26 protein-coding genes are annotated in these 26517 nt (G+C 63.7%); 11 read left to right on the top strand and 15 right to left on the bottom strand.

The window, feature by feature from the left end:
- The first annotated feature begins 3 nt into the window (after nt 1-3).
- From J2W49_RS12070 to J2W49_RS12055, 4 genes are all read left to right on the top strand, one after another.
- A complete protein-coding gene (locus J2W49_RS12070; RefSeq protein ID WP_310315987.1) occupies nt 4-1437 on the top strand; it encodes an aldehyde dehydrogenase family protein in 1434 nt (477 codons plus the stop codon).
- Nucleotides 1438-1591: 154 nt separating this feature from the next.
- Nucleotides 1592-2353: an SDR family oxidoreductase gene (locus J2W49_RS12065; RefSeq protein ID WP_310315985.1), complete on the top strand. Its 762-nt coding sequence runs from the start codon at nt 1592-1594 to the stop codon at nt 2351-2353.
- A 143-nt stretch (nt 2354-2496) separates the two neighbouring features.
- Nucleotides 2497-4059, top strand: a complete 1563-nt coding sequence (locus J2W49_RS12060; protein ID WP_310315983.1) for a methyl-accepting chemotaxis protein — start codon at nt 2497-2499, stop codon at nt 4057-4059.
- A gap of 81 nt (nt 4060-4140) precedes the next feature.
- Entirely contained in the window at nt 4141-4647 is a 507-nt protein-coding gene (locus J2W49_RS12055; RefSeq protein ID WP_310315981.1) for a cupin domain-containing protein, read from the top strand.
- Between the two features lie 23 nt (nt 4648-4670).
- Here the strand turns inward: J2W49_RS12055 and J2W49_RS12050 are convergent, their stop codons facing one another.
- The 3 genes from J2W49_RS12050 to J2W49_RS12040 form a co-directional block, all read right to left on the bottom strand.
- Nucleotides 4671-5228 carry a dihydrofolate reductase family protein gene (locus J2W49_RS12050; protein ID WP_310315979.1) on the bottom strand — a complete coding sequence of 186 codons (558 nt, stop codon included), beginning with the start codon at nt 5226-5228 and terminating at the stop codon, nt 4671-4673.
- A gap of 70 nt (nt 5229-5298) precedes the next feature.
- On the bottom strand, nt 5299-5589 hold the full coding sequence (locus J2W49_RS12045; RefSeq protein ID WP_310315977.1) for a GNAT family N-acetyltransferase: 291 nt from the start codon (nt 5587-5589) through the stop codon (nt 5299-5301).
- Nucleotides 5590-5805: 216 nt separating this feature from the next.
- Nucleotides 5806-7032 (bottom strand): multidrug effflux MFS transporter, encoded by a 1227-nt coding sequence (locus J2W49_RS12040; RefSeq protein ID WP_310315975.1) that lies wholly within the window; start codon nt 7030-7032, stop codon nt 5806-5808.
- Between the two features lie 315 nt (nt 7033-7347).
- Between J2W49_RS12040 and J2W49_RS12035 the strand changes: the two genes are divergently transcribed.
- Complete coding sequence (locus J2W49_RS12035) at nt 7348-7815, top strand: EVE domain-containing protein (RefSeq protein ID WP_310315973.1); 468 nt, start codon at nt 7348-7350, stop codon at nt 7813-7815.
- A gap of 22 nt (nt 7816-7837) precedes the next feature.
- Here the strand turns inward: J2W49_RS12035 and J2W49_RS12030 are convergent, their stop codons facing one another.
- The gene (locus J2W49_RS12030) at nt 7838-8116 is read right to left on the bottom strand and encodes a DUF2277 domain-containing protein (protein WP_310315971.1); all 279 of its coding nucleotides are present in this window, start codon (nt 8114-8116) and stop codon (nt 7838-7840) included.
- Nucleotides 8117-8190: 74 nt separating this feature from the next.
- Nucleotides 8191-8619, bottom strand: a complete 429-nt coding sequence (locus J2W49_RS12025) for an ankyrin repeat domain-containing protein (protein WP_310315969.1) — start codon at nt 8617-8619, stop codon at nt 8191-8193.
- A 179-nt stretch (nt 8620-8798) separates the two neighbouring features.
- Here J2W49_RS12025 and J2W49_RS12020 point away from each other — a divergent pair, with 179 nt between their 5' ends.
- From J2W49_RS12020 to J2W49_RS12010, 3 genes are all read left to right on the top strand, one after another.
- On the top strand, nt 8799-9095 hold the full coding sequence (locus J2W49_RS12020) for a type II toxin-antitoxin system MqsR family toxin (RefSeq protein WP_310315967.1): 297 nt from the start codon (nt 8799-8801) through the stop codon (nt 9093-9095).
- A gap of 2 nt (nt 9096-9097) precedes the next feature.
- Nucleotides 9098-9499 carry a type II toxin-antitoxin system MqsA family antitoxin gene (locus tag J2W49_RS12015; RefSeq protein WP_310315965.1) on the top strand — a complete coding sequence of 134 codons (402 nt, stop codon included), beginning with the start codon at nt 9098-9100 and terminating at the stop codon, nt 9497-9499.
- 91 nt (nt 9500-9590) lie between these two features.
- Nucleotides 9591-9998, top strand: coding sequence for a hypothetical protein (locus tag J2W49_RS12010; RefSeq protein WP_310315963.1), 408 nt, complete (start codon nt 9591-9593; stop codon nt 9996-9998).
- On the opposite strand, the gene J2W49_RS12005 is transcribed toward J2W49_RS12010, so the two are convergent.
- The 3 genes from J2W49_RS12005 to imuA all read right to left on the bottom strand — a co-directional run bounded on the left by J2W49_RS12005 (nt 9992) and on the right by imuA (nt 15465).
- Nucleotides 9992-13222 (bottom strand): error-prone DNA polymerase, encoded by a 3231-nt coding sequence (locus tag J2W49_RS12005; protein WP_310315961.1) that lies wholly within the window; start codon nt 13220-13222, stop codon nt 9992-9994. The genes J2W49_RS12010 and J2W49_RS12005 overlap by 7 nt on opposite strands.
- 169 nt (nt 13223-13391) lie before the next feature.
- A complete protein-coding gene (locus J2W49_RS12000) occupies nt 13392-14696 on the bottom strand; it encodes a Y-family DNA polymerase (protein WP_310315959.1) in 1305 nt (434 codons plus the stop codon).
- Nucleotides 14641-15465 (bottom strand): translesion DNA synthesis-associated protein ImuA, encoded by an 825-nt coding sequence (gene imuA, locus J2W49_RS11995; protein ID WP_310315957.1) that lies wholly within the window; start codon nt 15463-15465, stop codon nt 14641-14643. Before imuA ends, J2W49_RS12000 begins: the two co-directional genes overlap by 56 nt.
- Nucleotides 15466-15800: 335 nt before the next feature.
- On the opposite strand from imuA, the gene J2W49_RS11990 reads away from it, so the two are divergent.
- Nucleotides 15801-16301, top strand: a complete 501-nt coding sequence (locus J2W49_RS11990) for a hypothetical protein (protein WP_310315955.1) — start codon at nt 15801-15803, stop codon at nt 16299-16301.
- A 7-nt stretch (nt 16302-16308) separates the two neighbouring features.
- On the opposite strand, the gene J2W49_RS11985 is transcribed toward J2W49_RS11990, so the two are convergent.
- From J2W49_RS11985 to J2W49_RS11975, 3 genes are all read right to left on the bottom strand, one after another.
- On the bottom strand, nt 16309-17217 hold the full coding sequence (locus tag J2W49_RS11985) for a crotonase/enoyl-CoA hydratase family protein (protein ID WP_310315954.1): 909 nt from the start codon (nt 17215-17217) through the stop codon (nt 16309-16311).
- Nucleotides 17218-17505: 288 nt separating this feature from the next.
- Nucleotides 17506-18183, bottom strand: coding sequence for a GNAT family N-acetyltransferase (locus J2W49_RS11980; protein ID WP_310315952.1), 678 nt, complete (start codon nt 18181-18183; stop codon nt 17506-17508).
- Between the two features lie 13 nt (nt 18184-18196).
- Nucleotides 18197-18697 (bottom strand): MarR family winged helix-turn-helix transcriptional regulator, encoded by a 501-nt coding sequence (locus tag J2W49_RS11975; RefSeq protein WP_310315950.1) that lies wholly within the window; start codon nt 18695-18697, stop codon nt 18197-18199.
- Nucleotides 18698-19011: 314 nt separating this feature from the next.
- On the opposite strand from J2W49_RS11975, the gene rpoH reads away from it, so the two are divergent.
- Nucleotides 19012-19968, top strand: coding sequence for an RNA polymerase sigma factor RpoH (gene rpoH / locus J2W49_RS11970; protein WP_310315948.1), 957 nt, complete (start codon nt 19012-19014; stop codon nt 19966-19968).
- Between the two features lie 183 nt (nt 19969-20151).
- Nucleotides 20152-21921 (top strand): sensor domain-containing diguanylate cyclase, encoded by a 1770-nt coding sequence (locus tag J2W49_RS11965; RefSeq protein WP_310315946.1) that lies wholly within the window; start codon nt 20152-20154, stop codon nt 21919-21921.
- Between the two features lie 153 nt (nt 21922-22074).
- Here the strand turns inward: J2W49_RS11965 and lysS are convergent, their stop codons facing one another.
- The 4 genes from lysS to J2W49_RS11945 form a co-directional block, all read right to left on the bottom strand.
- A complete protein-coding gene (gene lysS / locus J2W49_RS11960) occupies nt 22075-23622 on the bottom strand; it encodes a lysine--tRNA ligase (RefSeq protein WP_310315944.1) in 1548 nt (515 codons plus the stop codon).
- 163 nt (nt 23623-23785) lie between these two features.
- Nucleotides 23786-24502, bottom strand: coding sequence for an ABC transporter ATP-binding protein (locus J2W49_RS11955; RefSeq protein ID WP_310315942.1), 717 nt, complete (start codon nt 24500-24502; stop codon nt 23786-23788).
- 133 nt (nt 24503-24635) lie between these two features.
- Nucleotides 24636-25406, bottom strand: a complete 771-nt coding sequence (locus J2W49_RS11950; RefSeq protein ID WP_310315940.1) for an ABC transporter ATP-binding protein — start codon at nt 25404-25406, stop codon at nt 24636-24638.
- Nucleotides 25407-25418: 12 nt separating this feature from the next.
- Entirely contained in the window at nt 25419-26504 is a 1086-nt protein-coding gene (locus J2W49_RS11945; RefSeq protein ID WP_310315938.1) for a branched-chain amino acid ABC transporter permease, read from the bottom strand.
- Nucleotides 26505-26517 lie beyond the last annotated feature (13 nt).

The raw sequence follows: 26517 nt of genomic DNA, 5'->3' as shown, positions 1-26517 counted from the left end.
TCCATGGCCCTCAACCACATCCACAACACCGCCGTGCGTTCGGCCTCCGGCCAGACGCTGCCCGTCATCGACCCGGCCACGGGAGAGGTGTACGACACCATTGAACGCAGCAACGCCGCCGACATCGATGCCGCCGTGCGCGCCGCGCGCGAGTGCTATGAAGGTACCTGGGCGCGCACCACCGCCGCCGAGCGCGGGCGCCTGCTCATGAAGCTCAGCAGACTGGTGGCCGAGCATGCCGATGAACTCGCGGCCATCGAACAGCGCGACTGCGGCAAGCCCGTGGCCCAGGCCAAGGCCGACGCGCTGGCCCTGGTGCGCTACTTCGAGTTCTATGCCGGCGCGGGCGACAAGCTGCACGGCGACACCATTCCCTACCTCGACGGCTACAGCGTGCTCACCTGGCGCGAGCCCCACGGCGTGACCGGCCACGTGGTGCCCTGGAACTACCCCATGCAGATCTTCGGCCGCTGCGTGGGCGGCGCACTGGCCGCCGGCAACGTGTGCGTGGTCAAACCCTCGGAAGACGCCTGTCTGTCGCTGCTGCGCGTGGCCGAACTGGCGGTGGAAGCCGGCTTCCCGGCGGGCTGCATCAACATCGTCACCGGCTACGGCCACGAGGTGGGTGATGCGTTGGCGCGCCACCCCGGCGTGGACCACATCAGCTTCACCGGCAGCCCGCGCGTGGGCACACTGATCCAGCAGGCGGCGGCCGAACGCCACTGCCCGGTCACGCTGGAGCTGGGCGGCAAGGGTCCGCAGATCGTGTTTGCCGATGCCGACATCGACGCCGCCCTGCCCTTCATCGTCAATGCCATCGTGCAGAACAGCGGCCAGACCTGCAGCGCCGGTTCGCGCCTGCTGGTGGAACGCTCGCTGTACGAGCCGCTGCTGGAACGCCTGGGCCAGCGCTTCACCGAACTGCGCGCCGGCCCCCCGGCCATGAACCTGGACCTGGGCCCCTTGATTCGCCAGAGCCAGATGGAACGTGTGCAGGGCTTTCTGGCCCAGGCCGAGGCCGACGGCATCGCCACCGTGGCGCAGGGCCGCGTGGCGCCCGAGGCCGCCAGCACCGGCTATTACGCCGCACCCACGCTGCTGCGCGATGTGCCGGTGGACCACCGGCTGGCGCAGGAAGAGGTGTTTGGTCCGGTGCTCTCTGCCATGGCGTTTGACGACGAAGACCACGCGGTGCGGATCGCCAACGCCACACCCTTTGGCCTGGTCGCCGGGGTGTGGACGCGCGACGGCGGGCGCCAGTTCCGCATGGCCAAACGCGTGCGCGCCGGCCAGGTGTTCATCAACAACTACGGTGCGGGCGGTGGTGTGGAGTTGCCGTTTGGTGGTGTGAAGTCTTCCGGCCATGGGCGTGAAAAAGGCTTTGAGGCGCTGTATGGGTTCACGGTGTTGAAGACCATCGCCATCAAACATGGATGACCCCCCGCGCCGCCTTCGGCGTCACCCCCCTGGGAGGGGGGCGATGCCAGTGGCCCGGCAAAGCCGGTTCCACGGCATCTCTGGATGAAGGCATTTCACGCGTACAGCTTTTCTGATCACTGACAGTTCTTTCCATTCAACGGAGTCAACCCTTATGCGAGTCAAAGACCTTTCCATCATCGTCACCGGCGCGGGCAGCGGCATTGGTGAAGGCATTGCCAAGCGCCTGGCCGAAGAAGGCGCGGCGGTGGTGGTGAACGACGTGAACGCCGAGCAAGGCGAACGTGTCACCGCCGAGATCGTGGCGGCGGATGGCAAGGCCATCTTCTGCCGTGCCGACATGACGCGCTCCGACGACGTGAAGGCCCTGGTGGCTGCGGCGGTGAAGGCCCATGGCCGGCTCGATGTGATGGTCAACAACGCCGGCTGGACGCACAAGAACCAGCCCGCGCTGGACGTGCCCGAAGACGAGTTCGACCGTTGCTACGCGGTCAACGTCAAAAGCATCTACCACTCCACCATCCACGCCGTGCCCGAATTCCGGCGCACCGGCGGCGGTGCTTTCATCAACATCGCCTCCACAGCCGGCGTGCGGCCCCGCCCGGGGCTCACCTGGTACAACGGCTCCAAGGGCGCGGTCATCACCACCAGCAAGTCGCTGGCGGCTGAACTGGGCCCGGACAACATCCGCGTGAACTGCATCAACCCGGTGATGAACCCGTTCACCGGTCTGGGCACATCGTTCGCTGGCGGCGAACTCACCGAAGAGCGCCTGAACAAATTCCGCTCCACCATTCCCCTGGGCCGCTTCTCCACCGCGCTGGACGTGGCCAACGCCGTGCTGTACCTCGCCAGCGAAGAAGCGGCCTTCATCTCGGGCGTGTGTCTGGAAGTGGACGGCGCGCGCTGCGTCTGAGCCAAGCTTTGCAAGGAGAAATCCCTCCTCACAGGATCCATAGGAGAAGCCCCGGTTTTCATCAATTGGGGGGTTCAGTTGCCAAAGTTGCTGCCGATACAGCTCCAGGAAAGCCGTGACGGTCACGCGCTGGGGAGGGACCCATGAGAATGATTTCAAGTTTGCGCATTGGCGCGCGTCTTGCATTGGGCTTTGGCCTGTTGCTGTTGCTCATCACCGGACTCATCATTGCAGCCTATCTTTCGTTGGACCGCATCGGTGAAGAGAACAGCCAGTTGATCGATCAGGAACTGGCCAAGGTGGCGGCTGTATCCGTCATCGACACCACCACCAGAGCCAACGGCCTCAACACCACCGAACTGCTGCTGGCCGAGCCCTCGCAGATACCTGTGATCCAGGCTCGCATGGGCGTCAACCGCGCCGCCATCGATGAAGCCCTGAAAACACTGGAGCGCCTGGTGGTGCTGCCACAGGGTCGGGCCGCACTGTCGGAGCTGCAAACAGCGCGCGCCGCATACGTGGCCTCGTTCGTGAAGATCGCACCGCTGGTGCAGGCAGGAAAGATCGACGATGCGCGGCAACTGGTTCGCAACGAGACGCTGCCAGCGCTGGCGCGGCTGCAACAGCCCATCGACACCCTGCGCCAACTGCAAGACCAATTGGCGGAACAACGTGGCGCTGTGGTGACGGCGGACATTGCAGGCACCCGCATCCTGATGCTGGTGCTGGGGGGCGTTGCATTGCTTGTCGGCTTGATCGCTGCGGCTGTGCTGACACGCAGCATCGTGCTGCCGCTGAAGAGCGGCGTGGTCGTGGCCAATCGCATCGCCGCTGGTGATCTCACGGAGCCGGTGCACGCTCAGGGTCGCGACGAGGTGGCTGACCTGCTGCGGGCGCTGGGCACCATGCAGGCGAGCCTGTCTCGCCTGGTGTCCCAGGTGCACCAGGGTGTCGACCATGTCGGCTCGGCCTCGGCGCAGATCGCCAGCGCCAACAAGGACCTGAGTGGCCGCACCGAGGCCCAGGCCAGCGCCCTGGAACAGTCGGCCGCCGCGATGGAACAACTCACCAGCACCATTGCCCTCAATGCCGACAATGCCCAGGAAGCGCGAGGGCTGGCGGTGAACGCCTCGGCCGTGGCCGAAGCCGGTGGGGAAACCGTGGACGCCGTGGTGCGCACCATGCGCAGCATTGACGAGTCCTCACGGCGCATCGGTGAAATCATCGGCGTGATCGATGGCATCGCCTTCCAGACCAACATCCTCGCGCTCAACGCAGCGGTGGAGGCAGCGCGCGCCGGTGAACAGGGCCGCGGCTTCGCCGTGGTGGCGTCCGAAGTGCGCGCGCTGGCCGGGCGCTCAGCCGAAGCAGCACGGCAGATCAAACAGCTGATCACGGCCAGCCTGGATCAGGTCAACTCCGGCACGGCACTGGCAGACCAGGCCGGGCACACCATGACCGATGTGGTGGGCGCCATCAAACGCGTGAGCCAACTGGTGGTGGACATCTCCACGGCCATGAAGGAGCAAAGCACCGGCGTCAGCCAGGTGGGCGAGGCCATTGCACAGCTTGATCAGGCCACTCAGCAAAACGCGGCGTTGGTGGAAGAAACCGCAGCGGCCTCGCAAAGCCTGGACGAGCAGGCGCGCCAACTGGTGACGTCGGTGGGGGTGTTCCGCATCCATGCCGGGGCACAGCCAGCCTGACAATGGGGCGATGTGCCACGGGACCCTGCAACAGCGCGACCCGACTGGCACACTGGGACCTTCCCCTCCCGGAGAACCGCCATGCCTCACGAACACGCGCGACCGCATTCACCCGACCATGACCATGAGCCTCTGTGGAAGCACGACGGGGTGCGCGTGGTACCCGGCAACCAGCTCGACGGCAACGTGCCCAGCACCCCCGGCATGGACCGCAAGGCCGCCATCAACTTCGCGCGCGTGGGCGCACAGAAGCTGTGGGCCGGCACCGTCACCATCCACCCCGACGCCAAAACCGGCGCCCACCACCACGGGCCGCTGGAGAGCGTGATCTACGTGGTGAAGGGACGCGCGCGCATGCGCTGGGGCGAAAAGCTCGAATTCACCGCCGAAGCCGGCCCGGGCGATTTCATCTACGTGCCGCCCTACGTGCCCCACCAGGAAATCAACGCCAGCCCCACCGAGGTACTGGAGTGCGTGCTGTGCCGCAGCGACGGCCAGGCCGTGGCGATCAATCTGGACATCGAGCCGGTGGAGAAGCCGGAGCAGGTGCTTTGGGTGGACCCGACGCATCCGCACGGCGGGGTTTGAGCCACAAGCATTTCCTCATCCAGTCAGGGCGCACGCCGGTAGTGCATGGCGACCGCGCCGCAGTAAAGCGGCTTCACCGAGATCAACTCGAGCCGTCGCGTGCTGAGCAGCCCGCCCTCGTACAACGTCGGGCCGTGGCCAGCGATCCTGGGATGCACGAGCAACTGGTACTCGTCGATCAGATCCAGCTGGTCCAGTGCGGTCGCGAGCTTGCCGCTACCGAGCAGCACACCGCCAGGAGTGGTGTCCTTTAGCTTCTGTATGCTCGTGCGCAGGTCGCCGGCAATGTGGTGGCTGTTGATCCACGGGAAGTCCATTCGCGTTGACGACACCACGTACTTCGACTTGGTCTCCAGCTTGACAGCCCACTCCCGCATCGCCATTGGTGCCTCCGTGTCGCCGCACGCGACCGCCGGCCAGTAGCTCTCCATCATCTCGTAGGTGACGCGGCCCCACAGCATCGCTCCGCTCTCGTCCATGAGGCGAGTGAAGAAGGCATGTGTCTCGTCGTCGGCGATGCCTTCCTGGTGGTCGACGCAGCCGTCCAGGGTGACGTTGATGCTGAAGGTCAAGAGACCCATGGTGTCTTCCGGATCTGAATGGTTTTCAACAACAGACTGGCGCAAAAATCGGGCAAATGGCTGGAGAGCGTTACTTGAGAACGTCCCGGATGGACGCGTCCTTTGCGAACTGGGCATTCGCGAACGGGCACAGCGCAATCACTTTCGTGCCGGAGCTTCTCGCCCAGGCCACCAGCTGATCCAGCAGGTGCCGACCGACGCCCTGACCTGCCAGGGAGGCATCAACTTCGGTGTGATCAATGATGATCAGTGACGCGTTCGTGCGACTGTATGTCATCTCAGCCAGGCGCGCTCCGGCGGCATTGGAAAGGAAAAAGGCGCCCTGTGAATCGGACTCCTGATGTTGGATGGTGAGTTCCATGAGGCGGGTTGATTGGTTGATGGAAATTTGTGCAGTGAAAAATGAAGTTTGCTCCCACATCAATACGATAAGCCAGTTGGATGCTCAACCACACCCACCTTGGGCAGGCAAAAAGGCACACCACTGCAGGCACGCGCCGCACAAGCGCACGCACCATGGCGTGGTCAATTTTCCCGGTTGCGTCGATGCGAAAGACCTGCGCAACACACAACGCCCTCAATGCGCCGCCCGCACCGGCCCAGCCGGCTTGGGGTCCACACGCCGCAACAGCCATTGCGCCACCACACCCAGCAGCGCCAGCCCGGTCATCAGCCAGCCCAGGTTGACCGCGTTTTCGTGGGTGAAAAGGCCCACCGCAAAGCCACCCACAGCACCCACCAGCTGCTGCATCAGCCCCGCCACAGCCGCAGCCGAGCCGGCCAGTGCTGGCACCAGGCCCACCGTGCCCGCCAGCGCGGGCGGCACAAGAAACCCGTTGCCCACGCCCAGCAGCATCAGCGGCAAGGCGAACGCCAGCGGCGTGTTCAGCCCGGCGAGCGCCAGCGCCAGCATCAGGCCGATGCCACCCAGGGTGAACCACTGGCCCAGCCACATCATGCGGCGGTCCCCCACGCGGTGCACCAGGTGCGTGGTGAGGTAGTTGCCCACGATATACGAGCCTGGCACCAGCATGATGTAGAAGCCGATGCCGTCCGGCCCCACGCCGTAGCTCCCCAGCACGATGGGCGCGCCACCCAGGAAGGCGTAGAAGGTGGCGGTGGTCATGGCCAGGATGGACACGTACAAAATGAACGCCGGTTCCCGACCCAGTTGCGCATACGACGACACCATGGCGCGCAGCCAGTGCGGCTGCACCGTGGTTGACGGCTGGTGATCTGGCAGACCGCGCCACGCGGCCACGAACAGCACCACGCCCAGCGCCGCGATGAACACGAAGTTCGCCTGCCAGCCCAGGCGCACATGCAACTGCCCGCCCAGAATGGTGGCCAGCGGCGGACACAGGCCCATGGCCATGCCAACGTAAGCCATCACCCGCGTGCGCTCGGGGCCCTGGAACAGGTCTTGCACCATGGCGCGGCCCACCACCATGCCGGCGGCGCAGCCCGCGCCTTGCAGCACGCGCGCGGCGATCAGCGTGTGCATGTCGGTGGACAGCGCGGCCAACACCGAACCTGCCACGGCCACGGAAAGGCCGAACAGCAGCACCTTCTTGCGGCCGAGCCGGTCCGACAAGGGGCCATACAGCAGCTGAAGCAACCCATAAGCCACCACATACCCACTGAAAGTGAGCTGCACAGCAGCCTGGGTGGAGCCAAGCAACACGGCCCATTCCTGCATCGATGGCAGGCAGATGGTCATGGCGAGCAGGCCAAACGCCAACTGGCCCAGAAGGTTGGCGACGAGCAGGCCGTGCGGGGCCTTCCCGGTGGAGGATGGGGTCATGAAAACAGCGTTATGGGCGGCAGCACACCGCACGGGGGAAAGGCCCGGCGCGCCAAAGCAGGCGTCTTCCAAGCCTGGGCGATCGAAGAAGCTCTCAAGGCTACCCGGATTCCGTCAACATTGCCTGCGTCAGGTCAAGGCAGAGGCAACCGAGTCCAGTGCGACCGGTGTTGGGAAGGATCAGGCGATGGCTGCGGCTTTCGCCCTTGATGTGGGCCCTGCTCTCTTTGGAGCCTCGCAACACCCCGTTCATGTTCCACCGCTCAAACCGGTGGGTGCTGGCATTGGGACCCCACCGTGTCCTAAGATGCCGCCATGACCGCTTACTGGCTGATGAAATCCGAGCCCGACGAGTGCTCCATCGACGACGCCCTGGGAGCCCCGCAGGCCACCGTGCCCTGGACCGGCGTGCGCAACTACCAGGCCCGCAACTTCATGCGCGACGCCATGCAGGTCGGCGACGGCGTGCTGTTCTACCACTCCAGTTGCCCCGAACCGGGCATCGCAGGCATCGCCCGCGTGGCATCGGATGTGTACCCGGATCCCACCCAGTTCGACCCGAAGTCGCCCTACTTCGACCCCAAGTCGTCCCCGGACAAACCCCGCTGGCTGCTGCGCGACGTGAAGGCTGAAAAGAAAACGCGCTTGCTCAGCCTGGCTGAATTGCGCGACACGCCCGCGCTGGCCGACATGGTGGTGCTGCAGCGTGGCAGCCGGCTGTCGATCACGCCTGTGAGCGCCGAGCACTGGCGTTTGATCACGCAAGAATTGCTGAACGGCTAAGGTTTGACTTGGCGCGGCGCAATCAATTTCGCTGCGCGGAGAAGCGTTGCGCGGATCGTTCTCGCGCCTTTTGTGCTTCTACCTCGCGGTTCTTCGGCTCGGCATTCGTCACCATGGAACGGATGAGCCGCCGCGCCGAATCGGCCACCTCCGCCACCGCTCGATCAAACGCTTCTTCGTTCGCCTTTGACGGCACAGAGAAGCCGCTGAGCTTGCGCACGAACTGCAGCGAGGCGTCGCGAATCTCCAACTCGCTCGCGGGTGGCTCGAAGTTGAACAGCGTCTTGATGTTGCGGCACATGGGGCACTCCTGCGTGGTGACAGCTCCATGGTACGAAGCCGACGGCGCGCTTTCAAGCCGGCGGCAAGCGAACCTCAGGGCGACTTGGAGGAAGGCACCGTCTTCGCAATGCGGTCCCAGTCCCGCAGCGTTTGCTGCAGGCGGTTCCGTGCGTCGGGGTGACCCTTGCTGAACGCATTGTTCAGCCGCTTTCTCAGCGCTTCATCCGGTGCGGGTGCACCCGTGGCCTTGAGCCGGTCGATCAGCAGCATGACCGTCTGAAAGCTCTTCGACGGGATCACCAGTTCCAGCATGCTTTTTCCATCGTCGGTGAGATCGTGCACGTTCGCGCCGTATTCGATCATGTACTTCACCACCCCGGCCTTGCCTTCCCGGCAGGCCCAATGCAGGGGCACCAAGCCCCCCTCCAGCCGCGCCGTGAAGTCGGCGGTGGGGGCAAGCAGTTCAGCGGCCAGTGGCCAGGCCGACGCCTTGATCATTTGCTGGTGTTTCCAATCGGACATCGGGTGGGCGGGGCTTGGTTGGATACGCTGGGTGTTTGGGGAGCGGTGCAGTCTCTCACATCAGCGTATGCAGACAGGCTGCGATGGCGCGGTAGCCCACCCACCTCTCAACCGATTTCAACAACCTACTTGCCAAAATTAACCAACCTGGTTAATCTCCGTACAGGGAGGTTCGGGTGATGGAAAAGAGCACGCCGCATTGCAAGCTGCAGGTGGTCAAGACATTGGTGAGCGCCGGACAGGTGAGGTCCACTTTTTCGGCGCTCTCAGGCGCTGCCGCGCTGGGACTGGACTTTGACGGCATCGTGGCCGTGGTGATGGCACTGACCCCAGTGGACTTCTACAAAAGCATGACCACCCATGCCGACCACCGCATCTGGCAAGACGTGTACCGCCCGACCACACCAGTGGGCGATGTCTATCTGAAACTCACCGTCGTTGACGACGTGCTCATCGTGTCTTTCAAGGAGCTCTGATCATGAAATGCCCCGCTTGCGGCGTCGCGAAACTGGTGCACGACACCCGCGACATGCCCTACACCTACAAAGGCGAAACCACCGTCATCCCGACTGTGGCAGGTGATTACTGTCCCGCCTGCGGTGAAGCAGTACTTGGCGCTGCGGCCTCTGACCGCGTCAGCGCGGCCATGCTGGCATTCAACAAACAGGTGAACGCCAGCATCGTGGACCCATCCTTTATCGTCAGCGTGCGCAAGAAGCTCGCCTTGGACCAGCGCGAGGCGGCCGAGATTTTTGGTGGAGGTGTGAATGCGTTTTCCCGCTATGAAAACGGCAAGACCAAGCCGCCGCTGGCGTTGGTGAAGTTACTCAGGGTGCTGGATCGGCATCCTGAGTTGTTGAGCGAGATTCGAGCAGCGTAGCCCCCACAACGTCACCCATCACAACGCGCGCAGCGCCCAATCAATGGACACAGCAATACTCGTTGCAACGATTTCTGCAGCAACCAGTATCTTGGCCGCAGCACTCACCTTTTTCTTGACGAAAACCAAGGAGCGCGAAGCTGAGTTGCGAAAACAGAAGCTAGAGCACTACAAAGAATTTCTTGACGCACTCAGCGGGATTGTGGGTACTGACTCGACCGCCGAAAACCAACGCCGTTGGGCGCGGGCCTCCAACACGATGGGGCTTGTTGCCTCTCAGCAGGTTCTGCAAGCCCAAATGCGTCTTCAGGATGCGATTGCAATCAGCAACCCCAATCGGTCAACAGATGAGCATGACCGCTGCCTCAACCAACTGTTGCTGGCCATTCGCCGCGATCTTGGCGTCACTCCAGCCGATGATCCTCGCACCTTTGCGTTTCGCTTGTGGTGCTCCGGAACACAAGAGAGGAGCCAACCCTTGCGTGTTCCTTCTCAATGAAAATCCCGACTCTCCGTCGCCAGCCGTCCCAGCAGCGGCGTGAGGTCTTCCAGGTGACCGGCGATGAGGTTGCAGACTTCGCCTTCGCGCTGCCACACGCCGCGCACGGCCATCAGCCTTGAGCGGGTGAGTTCGCGGCGCTGACGGTCGCGCAGGGCTTTCCATACGATGACCTGCACCACGCCGGTTTCGTCTTCCAGCGTCACGAACACCACCCCCTTGGAGGTTCCGGGTTGCTGGCGGCCGGTGACGATGCCGCAGGCGCGCACCAGTTTGCCGTTGGGCGCGTCTTTCAGGGTTTCGGCCGTCATGAAACGGCGCGCCTGCAGGCGCTCGCGCAGCAGGGCCAGCGGGTGGCGGCGCAGGGTCAGGCCCAGGCTGGCGTAGTCCCACACGATGGCTTCACCTTCGGGAGCTTCGGGCAGGGCCAGCGTGGCTTCGTCCACCGGCGCTTCCTTGAGCAGCGCGGGCGGCGCTTTGAGGGCGGCGGCGTCCCACACCTGCTGGCGGCGGTGGCCGCTGAGGGACTGCAGCGCGTCGGCGGCGGCGAGCTGTTGCATGGTTTGCTGATCCAGCGCGGCCCCACGGGCGAGGTCTTCTGAGTCAAGGAAGGGCCCCCCCGCGCCGCTTCGCGTCACCCCCCCAGGGGGGCCACACCTGCGGCCCGGAAAAGCCGGTTCCGTGGTGTGTGCTGGATTGACTCCCGCGCGCGCAGCGACGATGCGTTTGGCGGTGTCTTTCGACAGGCCGCTGACCATGCTCAGACCCAGGCGAACGGCTGGCATGGTGGGCTCGGAGGCAGCCCTCCCTCGCTGGCGGGAGAGGGAGTGAATACCCTGCTCTTCCAGTGTGCAATCCCAGTCGCTCACCGTCACATCCACCGGTCGCACTTCCACGCCATGCCGTTGCGCGTCCTGCACCAGTTGGCTGGGGGAATAAAACCCCAGCGGCTGGCTGTTGAGCAGGCCGGCGAGAAATTCAGCCGGGTGGTGGCGTTTGATCCAGCTGCTGTCGTAGACCAGCAGCGCGAAGCTGACCGCATGGCTTTCGGGGAAGCCGTAGCTGGAAAAGCCTTTCACCTGTTCGACCACGCGCTTGGCGAAGTCCAGCTCGTAGCCGCGCTCGGTCATGCCGTCGATCAGGCGGCGCTCGTACTGGCCCAGGCCACCCGTACGCTTCCAGGCGCCCATGGCGCGGCGCAGGCCGTCGGCTTCGCCGGGCGTGAAACCGGCCGCGATGATGGCGATCTGCATGCACTGTTCCTGGAACACGGGCACACCCAGCGTGCGTTTGAGCGCGGCCTCCAGGCCCTTGGGATAGTCCTCGGGTTCCTTGCCTTGCCGGCGGTTCAGATAGGGATGCACCGCGCCGCCCTGGATCGGGCCGGGCCGCACCAGCGCCACCTCGATCACCAGGTCGTAGAACTCACGTGGCCGCAGGCGCGGCAGCATGCTCATCTGCGCCCGGCTTTCGATCTGGAACACGCCCACGGTGTCGGCGGCGCAGATCATGTCGTAGGTGGCGCCGTCCTTGTCGGGGATGTCCTGCAGGCGGAATTCAAAACCCTTGCGCTGGCTGATGAAGTCGAGCGATTTGCGGATGGCGGTGAGCATGCCCAGCGCCAGCACGTCCACCTTCAGCAGGCCCATGGCATCGAGGTCGTCCTTGTCCCATTCGATGACGGTGCGGTCGGCCATGGTGGCGTTTTCAATCGGCACGAGGCGCGAGAGTGGGCCGCGCGTGAGCACAAAGCCGCCGGTGTGCTGCGAGAGGTGGCGCGGAAAACCCATGAGCTGGCCGGTGAGTTCGACAAGCTGGTGCACTTTCAGGCTGTCCGGGTCGAGCCCGGCTTCGCGGATGCGCTCGGGCGCCAGGCCGTCCACGTCCCACCAGCGGTGGCCGCTGCCCAGCGCGTCGAGCGCGGTTTCATCAAAACCCAGCGCCTTGCCCACATCACGCAGGGCGCTGCGCGGGCGGTAGCAGATGACAGTGGCGGTGAGTGCGGCGCGCTCGCGCCCGTATTTGCGGTACAGGTACTGGATGACTTCTTCGCGCCGTTCGTGTTCAAAGTCCACATCAATGTCGGGCGGCTCGTTGCGCTCTTTGGAGATGAAGCGTTCGAACAACACCGAGGCCCGCTCCGGGTCCACTTCAGTAATGCCCAGGCAGTAGCAGACCACGCTGTTGGCGGCCGAGCCACGGCCCTGGCACAGGATGTTCTGCGAGCGCGCAAAAGCGACGATGTCGTACACGGTGAGGAAGTAGTGTTCGTAGCGCAACTCGGCGATCAGCGCCAGTTCGTGCTCCAGCTGTTGCCGCACCTTGACCGACGCACCCGCTGCCCAGCGCCGCCGCACACCCTCCTCGGTCAGGCGGCGCAGGTAGCTGGTCGGTGTTTCGTCGGGCGGCACCACTTCGCTGGGGTATTGGTAGCGCAACTCATCCAGCGAGAAGTGGCAACGCTCAGCCACATGCAGGGTTTCCGCCAGCAATTCTGCGGGGTAGCGTTGGGCCAGGGCCAGACGCGAACGCAGCCGCTGTTCGGCGTTTTGTGCCAACGCGAAACCGCAGGCGGTGAGCGGCTGGCCGATGCGCGTGGCGGTGAGCACGTCGTGAAGCGGCTTGCGCGAGCGCAGGTGCATGCGCACATCGCCCACCGCCACCAGCGGCACGGCGGTGAGCGCGCTGCTCTGGCGCAGCTTGTGCAGCAGCACCTCGTCGTCGAGCCGGCGCAACTGCTCCACCCCCAGCCAGCAGCGGCCCAGGAAATGCTGCAGCAGCCATCGCGCAATGGCATCCATCTGCGCCTGGTCGCAGGCGCGGTCGGGCACGGCAATCGCCAGGCAATCATTCAAGGCGTCGGCGTCCACACCGTCCAGCCCCAGCCGGTACGTGCCCTTGGGCGCCGTTCGACGCAGACCGGTGATGAACTCGCAGAGGTTGCCGTAGCCGTTGAGGTTGGTGGCCAGCACGATCAAGGTGAACGGGGTGTCGCACTGCACCTGGAACTGGCTGCCCACCAGCAGCTTCAGGCCCTGTTTTTTGGCGGCCACGTGGGCCCGCACGATGCCGGCCATGGAACATTCGTCCACCAGGGCCAGGGCGCTGTAGCCCAGCGCCTGGGCGCGCTCCACCAGTTCTTCGGGCTTGCTCGCGCCACACAGGAAGCTGAAGTTGGAGACGCAGCGCAGCTCGGCGTAATCGGGGAGGGCCTGTGGCTTCATGGTGAGGCCTCTGTGGAGGCAGCCCCCATCCCCACCTTCCCCCAGAGGGGGAAGGGGTCAGGTACGCGCTCCGGGCAGTTGTCGGCGTCCATGTTTTGCTCCTTCCCCCTCTGGGGGAAGGTGGGGATGGGGGCCCGCCGGCCAGCACGCAACCTATTCACCATCAACCTCAAGCAAAGTGCCCATGCAGAAACCACGCAGGCGATTCATCCAGGCGCGTCTGAAACACCCACAACACCCCCGCCTGCGGCGACAGCGCCACCCAGTAGTCACGCACCACAAGGCGCGTGGTGCCAGCCGCCTCGTCACGGTCCCACCAGCCGCCCTCCACCCGCTGCGGCCCCAGCAACAGTTGCAGTTCACCCTGGTAGATGGGGCGGTTGCCGCGCACGGCCAGCTTCAGCGGCGTGGGCAGCACAAACGTGGGCTGTGGCAAGTCAGGCGCGGGGACGGGTTTGCGTGGCAGCGGCAGCGGTGCGGGCTGCCAGTGGCACATCCATTCCTGCCGGTGGTCCTCGTGCAGCACCGGGCGCAGCACCCGCTGCGGCCCCAGCCGCGCGGCCAGGCGCTCCAGCACCAGATGCAGCGTCTCGCCCTGATGCACCGCGTCGGGCAGCAGGGAAGCGCTGCGTTCCTTGATCCGGTGCACCTCCTGGGCGTGCAGCACCAGATCGCCCACCGGTGCGAGCAGCTTCACCTGCGCCAGATGCTCGGCCAGCAGGCGGCACAGGTGTTCAACGTCGCGCGTGGGCTCGGCCGTGCGGATGGTGATCTCGCCGCCTTCGCCTGCGGCCTTGGACCGCATGGCGTCGTGTGCCCAGTGCAGCGTGAAAGCCGTGACACCGCTGTGGCGCGCAGCCAGCCAGCCGCTCATGACCAGCAGCAGGCGGCGCGCGCCAAACAACAGGGCCGGTGCATCGTCCACACGGAACATCAGCTCCAGCCGTTCATGAAAGTGTTCGGGCAGTGCCACCCACTGGTGCACCTCGGGCGCCAGCCCGTAGGCCTGGTCCAGGGCGGCGAGCAGGTGTTTGTCAAAGCGCCGGGCCATGCCGCCGCGCGGCAAGCGCCGCACGTCGCCCAGGGTGCGGCAGCCAATGTGCGCCAGCGTGAGCCGGTGCGGGCGCACGGCACTCAGGCATTCCATGGGCAGCGCATCCAGCAGCGCAGGCAGCGGCTGGCGAAAGCCATTTTCAATGCCGGCGCGCGCCAGCGCCAGCGCCGCCAGGCTGTTGGACGCCCAGGCCAGTTGGCTCACGCCCAGTTCGCGGCCTTCGCCCCACACGCGGTCGCGCAGCGCTCGCCGGCCACCGAACAGGCGCACGCTGCCCTCCACCTCCATGAGCACGGCACCGTCGGCGACGGCCACGCGGGGCGTGAATTGCAACGCCCAGGTGGCCAGCGCACGCAGCGCCGCGTCAGTGGAAGAGGCTGTGTCGTCGGCGCTGGGGAGCAGCAGGGCTGACCACAACATCGTCGGTCTCTCTGGGAACGATCAAGGCACTGGGCTGGCGCAAGCGGGGCGTGAGCACGGCCGCCAGCCCGCCGGGCACGGACGGCAGGCGCAGGGTCTGCAACAGCGGCGGCCCTTTGCGTTTGACGACATCGATGAGCAGCTCCCAGTCCAGCCCCACCCGGGCCTGCAGCCGCAGCGGCGCAGCCGACGACACCTGCGCCGCCGACGCGGGCCGGCACAGGAACACAGGTCCCTCGCACCCGGACGCCAACACCTGGAGGCGACGCACCTGCTCCTGCCTCGCCTGGGGCAACCAGGCGATCAAGGCGCCGCAGGCGTTGGCCTTGATCAGTTGTTCGGTCGCCCACAGGCGCTCCGGTACGGTGTCGGCCTGCACCCAGACCAGATGCCGCTCGAAAATACCCTCGGACCGCAGCCCCGGCAGATGTGGCGGCTGGGGCGGCCCCACCACCACCACACTGCGCCCGGCCGCACACAGCTGCCGCAGCAGCGGGCCCAGCAAACGCCATTCCAGCGTGCCGCTGAGGGGGCTCAGGATTTCGGTCACCGCATGACCGGGCCAGCCGCCACCGGGCAATTGAGCATCCAGATCGGCAAAGCCGCTGGGCCACACCGCCGACACCGGGCTTCCCAGCTGATCACCCCGCCACAGGGCCGCCGCCACGATCGCAGACAAGCCCCCAGGTGCCACTGCCTGACGACAGACGGTGGCGCCGGGCTCAATGGGCGAGGCGCTGGGCGAAACAAAGGCGGTGGGGGCAGACATGTCAAGCGAAAACTGTTTTTATATACAGTATCCGAAAGCCTGCCCCCTGTCCAGCAAAGTCGGAATGCCGACCGCACCACTGTGCCAAAGTCCTCGATTCTTCCCACCACGCACACATGTCCGCTGGAAGCCCCTTATCGCGCTCAGCAGGAACAACATCCTGAAAAAGATGGGTGAAGATGTTCTTGAAACGGCCTGCTGTTACAACCGAGGCAGCTTCGCGACCAATCGCCAGCCCTCCATAGGCCAGAATGGCTCCACCCTGACGGGCGCTGTCATGATCGCCCGTTGTTATCGGTTGCAGGGCTTTTGCCCATCTCTTTCAGGACACCTCTATGAATACGCACCTCCGACATGGTTTCAAACTGGTCACGCTGAGCCTGGCCATCGCCGCGCTTGCCGCCTGCGGTGGCGGCGACGACGATCCTCTTCCAAACGACCCATCAGACGACGTTGTGTCCAAGTACATCGGCTCCTGGCGCAGCGCGTGCTTCGACGACGACGGCGCGTCTGCCCATCTGCGCGCCGACTTCACCAAAGCGTCTGCCACCAGCTTCACCGGTGAAGTGGTGGCTTATGCCTACATCGGAACCTCGTGTTCCGGCCCTGCCGTGAGGGTCGAAAAAGTGTTCACCAACATGAGGATGGCGCACGACGGCACCAAGATGGTGGGCGCCGTGACCGCCGACAAATTCGCCGGAACGGCGGACCAGGGTTCGGAAAAAGTGCTGCTGCACGTGAGTGGCGACACGCTGCAAATCGGCGACCCCGATGCCGCCAAGGACAGCGAGGGCTACCCAAACGCGTTCTACGACAAAACGCTGTCGCGCCTCTGACCCGCTATCAGGGCTGACGCCACGCAGTTGCGTCGATTTCACGAATCAGGGCCCTGGCCTCATCCCCTTCGGGAATGGGGCGGCCGCTGTCCCGCCATTCAATCGCCGCCTTGAAGCCGTGCGCCTGGGCATGGCGTCGGAACCACAGCCCCTCGGGGTTGTGGCGGGTGATGCCGTCGAACAGGGTCGCCATCATCTGCGTTTGCTCCACACCCATGTTCAGCATCACCTGGTTCACCACCAGTTTGTGCATGGCCAGATGAGAACGGGGAACGCCCGCCACACGGGTGGCGAGTTTCATGGTGGCCGCCTCCAGTTCCTCTGGTGGAACGGACAGCGTGGCCAAACCCCATTCCGCCGCCTGCTTGCCATCGATGAGGTCACCGGTGAACATCATCTGCTTCGCACGCATGGGACCCAGTCGGAAAGTCCACATGGCGGTGGTGGGGCAGCCCCAGACGCGAGTGGGCATATAGCCGATGCGGGCGTTGTCGGCCATCACGAGAAGATCGCAACACAAGGCGATGTCGCTGCCTCCGGCCGCAGCCGCACCATGCACCTTGGCGATGGTGGGCTTGGCGCTTTTCCAGAGTGACATGAAGTCTTCCGTGTTGCGCTTCATGCAGGCGTAGTCGACCATCGGGTCCCACGGAGACTTTTCCTGCTGGCAAGGATGCTCGATGTGCTGCTCGGCGTACCCGGTGAGGTCGTAGCCGCCACAGAAGCCTTTTCCCGCCCCCTCGATGACGATGACATGCACTTCATCGTCCGCATTGGCCCACTCCACCGCCGCCCGGATCTCACCCGGTGTTGCATCACTGATCGCATTCAGCCGCTCCGGGCGATTGAGAAGCAGGCGTGCAATGCGAGGGTTCTGCGGGTCTTTTTCAATCTGCAACGTGCTGAGCTGGAGCATGGCTGGAAATCCTTGGTATCAAAAGTGGAGTGGACATCAAAGCAGTCAGCATTGACTGTATGCCCATGCACCCGTAGGAGCGGATACTGCGCCTTCTGTTTGCGCCAGCCGCCGACCGCCCCGGTCACGATGCCGTGATCGCCTTCACCACGGACTTTCTGCGGGGTTTCGTGCTGTCCGGCGTGCTGCGAAGGAACCCGGTGCGCCGGCAACAAATGATTTCGAACTGGGTGCGAGCCACCCAGATTCTTCTCGATCACTGGGCATGAAAGAAAGGTTCTCGGCCTATCAATCAGGCCGGGCCAACACAGCGACCTGCACCACGGTCCGGAACTCGAAGCCCAGATGCTCGTAGAGCGCAATGGCAGGGCGGTTGCTCGTCCATGCATGCAGGAACGGTTGCTCACCACGCTGCTGAATGGCGTTCGCGATCACCGACGAGAGCAGCCTTGCCAGGCCTCGTCCCCGGAAGTCCGGATGGGTGCACACCCCGCTGACCTCCGTGAATCCGGGGAAGCGCATCCGTTCTCCCGCCATTGCAGCCAAGCGCCCGTTGATGCGAGCCCCAATGAAGCGGCCCATGGTGTGCGTGCGGGCCAGAAAGGGTCCGGGTTCGGTCAACTGCGCCAGAGCGAGCATCTCGGGCGCGTCCGCCTCTCCGAGTTCGACGACGACGCTGTCACCGTCTTCCCGTGCAATGGGCCGCGCCGCGAGCATTTGCACACCCTGGGCTACGCGCGCAACCACCAGGCCCTCCGGCACACAAATGGCCGGCACCTGCAACACGAAGACAGACTCGCCTTCGGGAACGAGGTCGCGCAGTGCGGCCAGACTGTTGATGCTGTCGTCGCATGCGGATGCGAACAAGTTGACGTCGCGCCGGTAGCGCTTGGCGAACTCGTCACCCACCGCAAGATGCGGGGCGTGCGTCAGCGAGGCCCAGACAGGCCGGTCGAGCGACTTCATGGGCGGGTCTCCTTCATTCAGGCGCAGTGGGTCCCACTGCAAGCTCGGTGGCTCGTCGTTTCAAAGGGGTATGTTCAAGCGCAGCTTCGAGCATCGCCAACTGGTCCAACAGCGAGCCCTTCAGGGGCTCGCAAGCCTGTGCCACAGCCGCCTCGATGACGGGCCACACCGCCTGTTTGGCATGCTGTACCAGCTCACGACCCTGGTGGCTGAGCCGAATGCGGCGCACCCGGCGGTCTGCGTCCGCGGTTTGGGACTCCACCAGACCCGTCGCCTCCAGACCAACCAGAGAGCGACTGACCACCGGCTGGCTCACACCCACCGCCAGGCTCAGTTCGCTCACGCCCAGAGACCCCAGTCGATCCAGGGCAGCCAGCAAAGGAAAGTGGGCAGCCGGCATGTCCATGCCGTTGTCTGCCAGCAGTTCCTGTGTCTGTGTCTGCAGCGACTCGCCGATTCGTTTGAGGCGGGTGCCAAGGGTCAGAAACCCCAACTCTTTGACAATGTCATGCATGGCAACTTCATTTACATATCTTGATATATATCATGCTATGTAAATACACTCTGACTGTCAACTCGAACGATTGCATGCTTTGTGGAAGCAAGGTTCACCAGCAAGGGTGATCTGAAATTTCCTCCTTGAAAATCAATGACTTAAACTTAAGGACACCAAGCCGTTCAGTTGTCAGCGCGAAAGTTCAGAACTTAGCAGCGAGAACCGACACCATTACATACGGCGCACTATCAGCCCCATGGAACCAATCGATTAGCACTCACTCAGACAGAGTGCTAATATCGTTGGCAGACAACCTGAGGAGGGTTTTGAACATGTCCACATCCCTTGCCCCCGCCATTTTGCCCACCGCCACCTTGGCCGTGGCCAGCCCATGGGCCAGCCGCTCGCTGACGCTGCCTGCCCTGGGCAATCTCGACGCCTACATCTCGGCCGTCAACCGCATGCCCATGCTCACGCTGGACGAAGAGCAGAACGCCGCGCGCCGCCTGCGCGATCACAACGACCTCGAGGCCGCCGGCCAATTGGTCATGTCGCACCTGCGCCTGGTGGTGTCCATCGCCCGCCAGTACCTGGGCTACGGCCTGCCACACGGCGATCTGATCCAGGAAGGCAATGTCGGCCTGATGAAGGCGGTCAAGCGCTTTGACCCCGACCAAGGCGTGCGCCTGGTGAGCTATGCCATGCACTGGATCAAGGCCGAAATCCACGAATACATCCTGAAGAACTGGCGCATGGTCAAGCTGGCCACCACCAAATCCCAGCGCAAGCTATTCTTCAACCTGCGCTCACGCAAACAAGGCTTCCGTTCAGAAGCGCTGGATGGAGACACTCACCGTGAGGTGCTTTCCGACACCGAAGTGGGGGTGATGGCCCGCGAGCTCAACGTGAAGCCGGAAGAAGTGCGTGAAATGGAAACGCGACTCTCCGGCGGCGACGTGGTGCTGGATCCGTCGCCCGGCGACGACGGCGAAGACAGCTTCGGCCCGATCGCCTATCTCGCCGACGCCCACCATGAACCCACCGCCATGTTGGAATCCGCCCATCGCGACCGCCTGGCCACCGAAGGAATCGCCCGCGCCATGAATGAGCTGGACGACCGCTCACGCCGCATCGTCAGCGAGCGCTGGCTCAAGGTGAATGACGACGGATCGGGCGGCATGACGCTACACGAGTTGGCTGCCGAGTACGGCGTGAGCGCCGAACGCGTTCGCCAGATCGAGGTAGCGGCAATGAAGAAAATGCGCAAGGCGCTTGTCGACTACGCCTGATTGTTTGATGCCGTGGCGCCACTGAGGCGCCCAGGCCTGCCCTTTGAAGCCCCGCGACAGTGCACTGTCCCGGGGCCTTTTCTTGACGGTGTGCACCGCCCTTCCTGCAGCTCAGTTTGCGAAGCATGAACTGTCGCCGATAGCATGGATGCGATGGCTTCTTCGGGTGGGACACAATCGCTCATGCCTTCCATCCCAAGAAAGCCCTCACTCAGTGCGCGGCGCCTGATTGCCACCTTGTTCTGCCTGCTGGGGCTCTGGATGCTGGGCGCCCCCGTCGCTGCCTGGGCCCAGCATGCGGGCTTGGAGCCCATCGTGCTCGACAGCACGAAATCCAGCGTTCCCCTGGCCCAGCGCAGTCTGTATTGGGTAGATCCGGCTGGCGACAAGTCGGTGCAATGGGTAGAAGAAAACCAGCATCGACTGCCCTTCGCGGTGCGCGAGCACCAGCACCGGGTGCTGCTGGACGGCAATGCAGCGCTGTGGGTGCGCTTTGATGCGCAGGTGAAAGACACCTCTGTGCATTGGGAACTGGAGCTCGCTTATTCCGGTACCGATCTCGTCAGCCTCCATTACCGCAACGCCGATGATCAATGGAGCGAACAGCATGCCGGCGACCGCCTTGCCGTGAGCGACTGGGTGTACGCCGACCGCTACCCCGTGATGGCACTGGACACGCGCATCGACAAACCGGTCACGTACTGGGTTCGCATCGAACACGCGCGGGTGCCGTTTTCTGGCCGTCTGAGCATCCACAACCACAACACACTGCGGGAACTGCGCATCCACCAGCAGTTCTTCTTAGGCGCCTATTTCGGCATGGTGTTGTTGCTGGCCACGGTTGCCATTGCCAACGCGGCGGTTTTTCGCGACAGCAGTTTTGCACTCTACGCAGCGTACATCACGGTGCTGGGCCTCGCCCTGGCCTCTTCACTGGGTGTGGCAGGCCAGTTCCTCTGGCCTGACTCCCCAGGCTGGAACGGCATGGCCGAATTCGTGCTGCTGCCGCTGGTGGCGGTGGTGGGGTTGCTGTTTGTGCGGCATGTGATTCAACCCCGCAGACTGGGCCGGGGCTTGAACCAAGCGGCACTCGCACTTGCCGCCGCGCTCCTGTTGCTGATCGTCTGGGATCAGGTGGCCCCATCCACCCTCAGCTTTCAAGCCTTGACCATAGGCGGGGCCGCGACCATGGCCCTGGTCTATCTGATGCTGTGGGCGGCCTGGCGCACCGGCGACCGATGGGTGCGCTGGATCGCATTGGGCATCCTGCCGGTGTTGCTCACGGGGGCAATTCCCGTCCTGCGCAACCTCGGTCTGCTGTCGTCCGGCTTCCTGTCCCAGTACGGCATGATGATTGCGGCCGCCATCGAGGCACCCCTGCTGTTCTACGGCTTGCTGCAGCGCTCGTCCCTACAGCACGAAGCACAGACCCGGGCGCGTGCGCTGGCGCTCACCGAACCTCTCACCGGCCTGACCAACCGGCACAACGGCATGCTGCGGCTGCACGAAAGCCTGGTGCGTGCCCAGCGCTACAACCATTCCATCGCCTTGCTCCTGATCGACCTGGACAACCACGCATGGTTTGAGCGCGAACACGGCCGCGAAGTGGCCGATCGGGCGCTTGTGCTCACGGGCTCGCTGCTGCGGGGGGTGGCACGTGACGTGGATACGGCCACGCGCGTCGACGACAGCAGCTTTGCTCTCTTGATGGAAGGTCCGGTGCGCGCTGCTCAGGCAGTGGCTGCGGCCACCCAGATTCTTGCCGGGGGTCTACGGCCTTCCACCCAGCTGCCAATCGGCACCACACTGCGCTTCAAAATCGTGGTGGCCATGTTGCCCGAGCCCGGCTTGGAGTTGCTGCAGGACGCCCAGGCCCATTTGCAGTGGCTGCGAGGCGCACTGGACGATCTGCGCGAAAACAATCGCAAGAGCATCCACACCATGAATTTCTAGAGCATCTGCGTGGGCCACTTGCGGGCATGAGGCGTGGGGTGTGCTGCACTCTCCGGAGCGAAATGTCCCCATCCAGCAACACCCAGGATCCGGCTTTGCCGGTCCGAAGGTGTGCCCCCTTGAGGGGGTCGCGCGAAGCGCGTCGGGGGTGGGTCAAGCCTCCCTGCGCAGCGCAGGGAACAGGATCACATCACGGATGCTGGGGCTGTCGGTCAGCAGCATCATCAGTCGGTCGATACCGATGCCGCAGCCACCCGCAGGCGGCATGCCGTATTCCAACGCGCGAATGTAGTCAGCGTCATAGAACATGGCCTCTTCGTCGCCGCTGTCCTTGGCAGACACCTGCGCCTGGAAACGTGCCGCCTGGTCTTCGGCATCGTTGAGCTCCGAGAACGCGTTGCCGAATTCGCGACCGGTGATGTAGAGCTCAAAACGCTCCGTCACTTCCGGATTGGCGTCGTTGGCACGGGCCAGCGGTGAAATCTCGGTGGGGTGGTCCATGATGAAGGTCGGGTTCCAGAGCTTGTCTTCGACCTTTTCTTCAAAGTACATCACCTGCAGACTGGGCAGACTGCGGGTGGACAACTGGTGCTTTTCTTCGCTCAGGCCCAGCGTCTTCAGCTGTGCGTGCAACCAGGCGGCATCGTCCACTTGCCCCCCCGCATCGGTGTATTTCAGGATCGCTTCGCGGATGGTGAGCCGCTCAAACGGCGACATGACGTCCACCGGCTGACCCTGGTAGCTCAGTGGGCTGTCGCCATGCACCTGGCGCACCACGTGGCGGATCAGCGCTTCGTTGAAGTCCATCAGGTCGCGGTAGTTCCAGTAGGCTGCGTAGAACTCCATCATCGTGAATTCCGGGTTGTGCCGGACGCTGATGCCTTCATTGCGGAAGTTGCGATTGATCTCGAACACGCGATCGAATCCACCCACCAGCAGCCGCTTGAGATAGAGCTCTGGTGCAATGCGCAGGAACATTTCCTGGTCAAGCGCGTTGTGGTGTGTCTTGAAAGGCTTGGCGTTGGCGCCGCCAGGAATGGGGTGCAGCATGGGCGTTTCCACTTCCAGGAAGCCATGGCTCACCATGAAATCGCGCATGCTGGTGAGCGCCTGGCTACGCACCACAAAACGCTTGCGGGCCGACTCGTCGGTCATCAGGTCGACATAGCGTTGGCGGTACTTGATCTCCTGATCGTGCACACCATGGAACTTGTCTGGCAGTGGCCGCAGGCTTTTGGTGATCAGACGGATGCTGTCGGCGTGAATGGTGAGTTCACCGGTGCGGGTGCGCATGAGCACACCTTCAACGGCGATGATGTCGCCCAGGTCCCAGTGCTTGAACGTGGCATGCACCGCCTCGCCCACGCTTTCGTTGTTCAGGTAGATCTGGATGCGCCCGCCCGACGGGCCAAAGGACGCGTCCTGCACCGTGGCAAAGCTGGCCTTGCCCATCACACGCTTGAGCATCATGCGGCCGGCCACGCTGGCGCGCACCGGTGTGGCTTCCAGCGCTTCCTTTGACGATTCGCCATGCAGGGCAAACAATTCGGCGGCCTTGTCGACCGGCTTGAAATCGTTCGGAAAGGCCACACCCCGGCCCTGCGCCTGCCCCTCTCGAAGGGCTTTCAGCTTTTCGCGACGCTCGGCAATAAGCTGGTTGTCGTCGGCGGCAGGTACGGCAGGTGCGTGATCGATGGTCATGGTGCTGTGCAATGAAAAACGGGTTGCGCCCGAAAAGCGCAACCCGTCATTGTAAGTTCCGGAGCGAAGTGACTTATTCCAGAGATACCGAGGAACCGGCTTTGCCGGGCCTCTGGTATCGCCCCCGCGAGGGGGTCGCGCGAAACGCGGCGGTGGTGCTTCTCTAGTGCCCCAGGTAAGCCTCGCGCACCTTGGGATCAGTCAGCAGATCCTTGCCTGTGCCCGTCATGGTGATTTCACCCGAGTCCATCACATAGCCCCGATGGGCGATCTGCAGCGCGCGCTGGGCATTCTGCTCCACCAGCAGAATGGTCACACCCTGGGCCGCCACATCGCGGACCACCTCAAAGATCTTGTCGACCATGATGGGCGACAGGCCCATGGAGGGCTCATCCAGCAGCAGCACCTTGGGCCGGCTCATCAGGGCACGGGCCATGGCCAGCATCTGCTGCTCACCACCGCTCATGGTGCCAGCCAGCTGGTCCTTGCGTTCGCGCAGGCGCGGGAAGATCACGAACATGCGCTCGATGTCGCTGGCAATCTCCGCCTTGTCGGAGCGGATGTAGGCGCCCATCTGCAGGTTTTCGGTGATGGACATGCGGGTGAACACGCCCCGCCCTTCCGGCACCATGGCCAAGCCCTCTTTCACAAGATCCCAGGCGCCCTTGCCCTTGATGGACTTACCCATGTATTCGATGTCACCACCTTCAAAGGCCAGCGATCCTGTCACGGCCTTCATGGTGGTTGTCTTGCCTGCGCCGTTGGAGCCGATCAGCGAGATCAATTCGCCTTCGTGCACCTCCAGATCGATGCCCTTGACGGCCTTGATGCCGCCGTACGCGACCTTCAGGCCGCTGACTTTGAGAAGTGTGTTTGCCATAACCAGATTCCTTGTTCGTTACTTCATCCGGCGCGAAATGCCCCCATCCAGAACATCGCGGAACCGGCTTTGCCGGGCCGCAGATGTTGCCCCCTTGAGGGGGTGACGCGAAGCGGCGCGGGGGTGGGCCAATTCAGCCTCCACCCGTGCCCAGGTAGGCCTCAATCACTTTGGGATCGCGCTGCACCTCGGCCGGCGTTCCGGTCGAGAGTTGCTTTCCGTAATCGAGTACGGTGACGCGATCACACAGGCCCATCACCAGCTTCACGTCGTGCTCGATCAACAAAATGGTCCGGTTGTCCTTGCGGATGCGGTCGATGAGTTCGCGCAACAACACCTTCTCCGTGGCGTTCATGCCGGCGGCCGGTTCGTCCAGTGCGATCAGCTGTGGATCGGTGGCCAGTGCGCGTGCGATCTCCAGGCGGCGCTGGTCGCCGTAGCTCAGCGTGCGCGACTTGTAGTCGGCAAACTTGCTGATGCCCACGTATTCCAGCAATTCACGTGCACGCGCGGTGATTTCCGCCTCTTCGCGCTTGAACCCTGGCGTGCGAAGCACGGCGCCGATCAAACCTGAATGCGTGCGCACATGCCGCCCGACCATCACGTTTTCCAGTGCCGTCATTTCGGCGAACAGCCGGATGTTCTGGAAGGTGCGCGCGATACCGGCCTTGGCCACTTCGTGCACGGCAGAAGGTGTGTAAGGTTTGCCGGCCAGTTCGAACGAACCGCTGTCGGGTGTGTAGAGGCCGGTCAGCACGTTGAAGAACGTGGTCTTGCCCGCGCCGTTGGGGCCGATCAGGCCATAGACCTGGCCGCGTTTGATCTCGATGCCCACATCGCTCAGGGCCTGCAGGCCACCGAAGCGCTTGGAAACGTTGGCGACTCTCAGAATGGTTTCAGACATGGTTCGCCTTCCTCACTTGCTCAATGATTTGCCGTGTTCGGGAGCGGGCCACAAGCCCTTCGGACGCAGCAGCATCACGACCACCATCGCCAATGCAATCAGCAACTGTCGCAGGATCTCTGGCGCCAAACGGCCGTCGGTCATTGCCGTCAGCGGGTGCGCCACATGGCGCAACAGTTCGGGCAATCCCGCCAGCAACAAAGCACCCAGAATCACACCCGGAATGTGACCAATGCCACCCAGCACCACCATGGCCACGACCATGATGGACTCCATCAAGGAGAACGATTCTGGCGATACGAAGCGCTGGAACGAGGCGAACAGCACCCCCGAAACGCCACCGAAGGAAGCGCCCATACCAAACGCCAGCAGCTTCAGATTGCGGGTGTTCAGGCCCATGGCCTTGGCCGCGATCTCGTCTTCGCGAATGGCCATCCAGGCGCGGCCGATGCGCGAATCCTGCAGGCGATAGGAAATGATCACCGCCATCACGACGAAGAACAGGAACAGGTAGTAATACAGCGTGACCGGCTGGAAGGTGTAGTCGCCAATCGTCAGGCGCTTGCCCAGATCCAGCCCGAAGACCGAAATGGTGTCGATCTGGCTGATGCCCTTGGGGCCGTTGGTGATGTTCACCGGCCGGTCCATGTTGAGCAGGAAGATGCGGATGATCTCGCCAAAGCCCAAGGTGATGATGGCCAGGTAGTCACCGCGCAGCTTGAGCGTGGGCGCACCCAGAATCATGCCCACGACGCCAGCCACCACCGCCGCCAGGACCATCACCCACCAGATGCTGTAGTGCAACCCATCGGGGAACATCGCCTGGATGGCAGGAAAGGTGTTGGCCAAATGGGGTGAACCCAGCAAGGCAAAGATATAGGCGCCCACCGCGAAGAAGGCGATGTAGCCCAGGTCGAGCAGGCCGGCGTAACCGACCACGATGTTCAGGCCCAGCGCCAGCAACACATAGAGCAGCGCGATGTCCAGAATGCGCACCCAGGAGTTGCTGCCGGTGGACTGGAGGATGATCGGCAGCAGCAGCAGCGCCGCGGCGGCCAGCAGAAAGACAATCAGTTTGCCTGCTTTGGAATTCATCATGATGAGGTTCTCC

It is taken from the genome of Hydrogenophaga palleronii, assembly GCF_031457455.1.
Classification (GTDB): Bacteria; Pseudomonadota; Gammaproteobacteria; order Burkholderiales; family Burkholderiaceae_C; genus Hydrogenophaga; species Hydrogenophaga palleronii_A.
The sequence above is the reverse complement of the archived record's forward strand: the minus strand, read 5'-3'. Positions and strand labels throughout refer to the sequence as shown.

What these genes read in the sequence shown, in the direction of transcription:
- J2W49_RS12020 (WP_310315967.1), top strand. Translation starts at nt 8,799, where the DNA reads ATGGAAAAGAGCACGCCGCATTGCAAGCTGCAGGTGGTCAAGACATTG.
- J2W49_RS12055 (WP_310315981.1), top strand. Translation starts at nt 4,141, where the DNA reads ATGCCTCACGAACACGCGCGACCGCATTCACCCGACCATGACCATGAG.
- rpoH (WP_310315948.1), top strand. Translation starts at nt 19,012, where the DNA reads ATGTCCACATCCCTTGCCCCCGCCATTTTGCCCACCGCCACCTTGGCC.
- J2W49_RS11985 (WP_310315954.1), bottom strand. Translation starts at nt 17,217, where the DNA reads ATGCTCCAGCTCAGCACGTTGCAGATTGAAAAAGACCCGCAGAACCCT.
- J2W49_RS12070 (WP_310315987.1), top strand. Translation starts at nt 4, where the DNA reads ATGGCCCTCAACCACATCCACAACACCGCCGTGCGTTCGGCCTCCGGC.
- J2W49_RS11975 (WP_310315950.1), bottom strand. Translation starts at nt 18,697, where the DNA reads ATGCATGACATTGTCAAAGAGTTGGGGTTTCTGACCCTTGGCACCCGC.
- J2W49_RS11955 (WP_310315942.1), bottom strand. Translation starts at nt 24,502, where the DNA reads ATGGCAAACACACTTCTCAAAGTCAGCGGCCTGAAGGTCGCGTACGGC.
- J2W49_RS12005 (WP_310315961.1), bottom strand. Translation starts at nt 13,222, where the DNA reads ATGAAGCCACAGGCCCTCCCCGATTACGCCGAGCTGCGCTGCGTCTCC.
- J2W49_RS12060 (WP_310315983.1), top strand. Translation starts at nt 2,497, where the DNA reads ATGAGAATGATTTCAAGTTTGCGCATTGGCGCGCGTCTTGCATTGGGC.
- J2W49_RS11980 (WP_310315952.1), bottom strand. Translation starts at nt 18,183, where the DNA reads ATGAAGTCGCTCGACCGGCCTGTCTGGGCCTCGCTGACGCACGCCCCG.
- J2W49_RS12040 (WP_310315975.1), bottom strand. Translation starts at nt 7,032, where the DNA reads ATGACCCCATCCTCCACCGGGAAGGCCCCGCACGGCCTGCTCGTCGCC.
- imuA (WP_310315957.1), bottom strand. Translation starts at nt 15,465, where the DNA reads ATGTCTGCCCCCACCGCCTTTGTTTCGCCCAGCGCCTCGCCCATTGAG.
- J2W49_RS11945 (WP_310315938.1), bottom strand. Translation starts at nt 26,504, where the DNA reads ATGATGAATTCCAAAGCAGGCAAACTGATTGTCTTTCTGCTGGCCGCC.
- J2W49_RS12045 (WP_310315977.1), bottom strand. Translation starts at nt 5,589, where the DNA reads ATGGAACTCACCATCCAACATCAGGAGTCCGATTCACAGGGCGCCTTT.
- J2W49_RS12030 (WP_310315971.1), bottom strand. Translation starts at nt 8,116, where the DNA reads ATGTGCCGCAACATCAAGACGCTGTTCAACTTCGAGCCACCCGCGAGC.
- J2W49_RS11965 (WP_310315946.1), top strand. Translation starts at nt 20,152, where the DNA reads ATGCCTTCCATCCCAAGAAAGCCCTCACTCAGTGCGCGGCGCCTGATT.
- J2W49_RS12000 (WP_310315959.1), bottom strand. Translation starts at nt 14,696, where the DNA reads ATGTTGTGGTCAGCCCTGCTGCTCCCCAGCGCCGACGACACAGCCTCT.
- J2W49_RS11990 (WP_310315955.1), top strand. Translation starts at nt 15,801, where the DNA reads ATGAATACGCACCTCCGACATGGTTTCAAACTGGTCACGCTGAGCCTG.
- J2W49_RS11950 (WP_310315940.1), bottom strand. Translation starts at nt 25,406, where the DNA reads ATGTCTGAAACCATTCTGAGAGTCGCCAACGTTTCCAAGCGCTTCGGT.
- J2W49_RS12050 (WP_310315979.1), bottom strand. Translation starts at nt 5,228, where the DNA reads ATGGGTCTCTTGACCTTCAGCATCAACGTCACCCTGGACGGCTGCGTC.
- J2W49_RS12035 (WP_310315973.1), top strand. Translation starts at nt 7,348, where the DNA reads ATGACCGCTTACTGGCTGATGAAATCCGAGCCCGACGAGTGCTCCATC.
- J2W49_RS12015 (WP_310315965.1), top strand. Translation starts at nt 9,098, where the DNA reads ATGAAATGCCCCGCTTGCGGCGTCGCGAAACTGGTGCACGACACCCGC.
- J2W49_RS12025 (WP_310315969.1), bottom strand. Translation starts at nt 8,619, where the DNA reads ATGTCCGATTGGAAACACCAGCAAATGATCAAGGCGTCGGCCTGGCCA.
- J2W49_RS12065 (WP_310315985.1), top strand. Translation starts at nt 1,592, where the DNA reads ATGCGAGTCAAAGACCTTTCCATCATCGTCACCGGCGCGGGCAGCGGC.
- lysS (WP_310315944.1), bottom strand. Translation starts at nt 23,622, where the DNA reads ATGACCATCGATCACGCACCTGCCGTACCTGCCGCCGACGACAACCAG.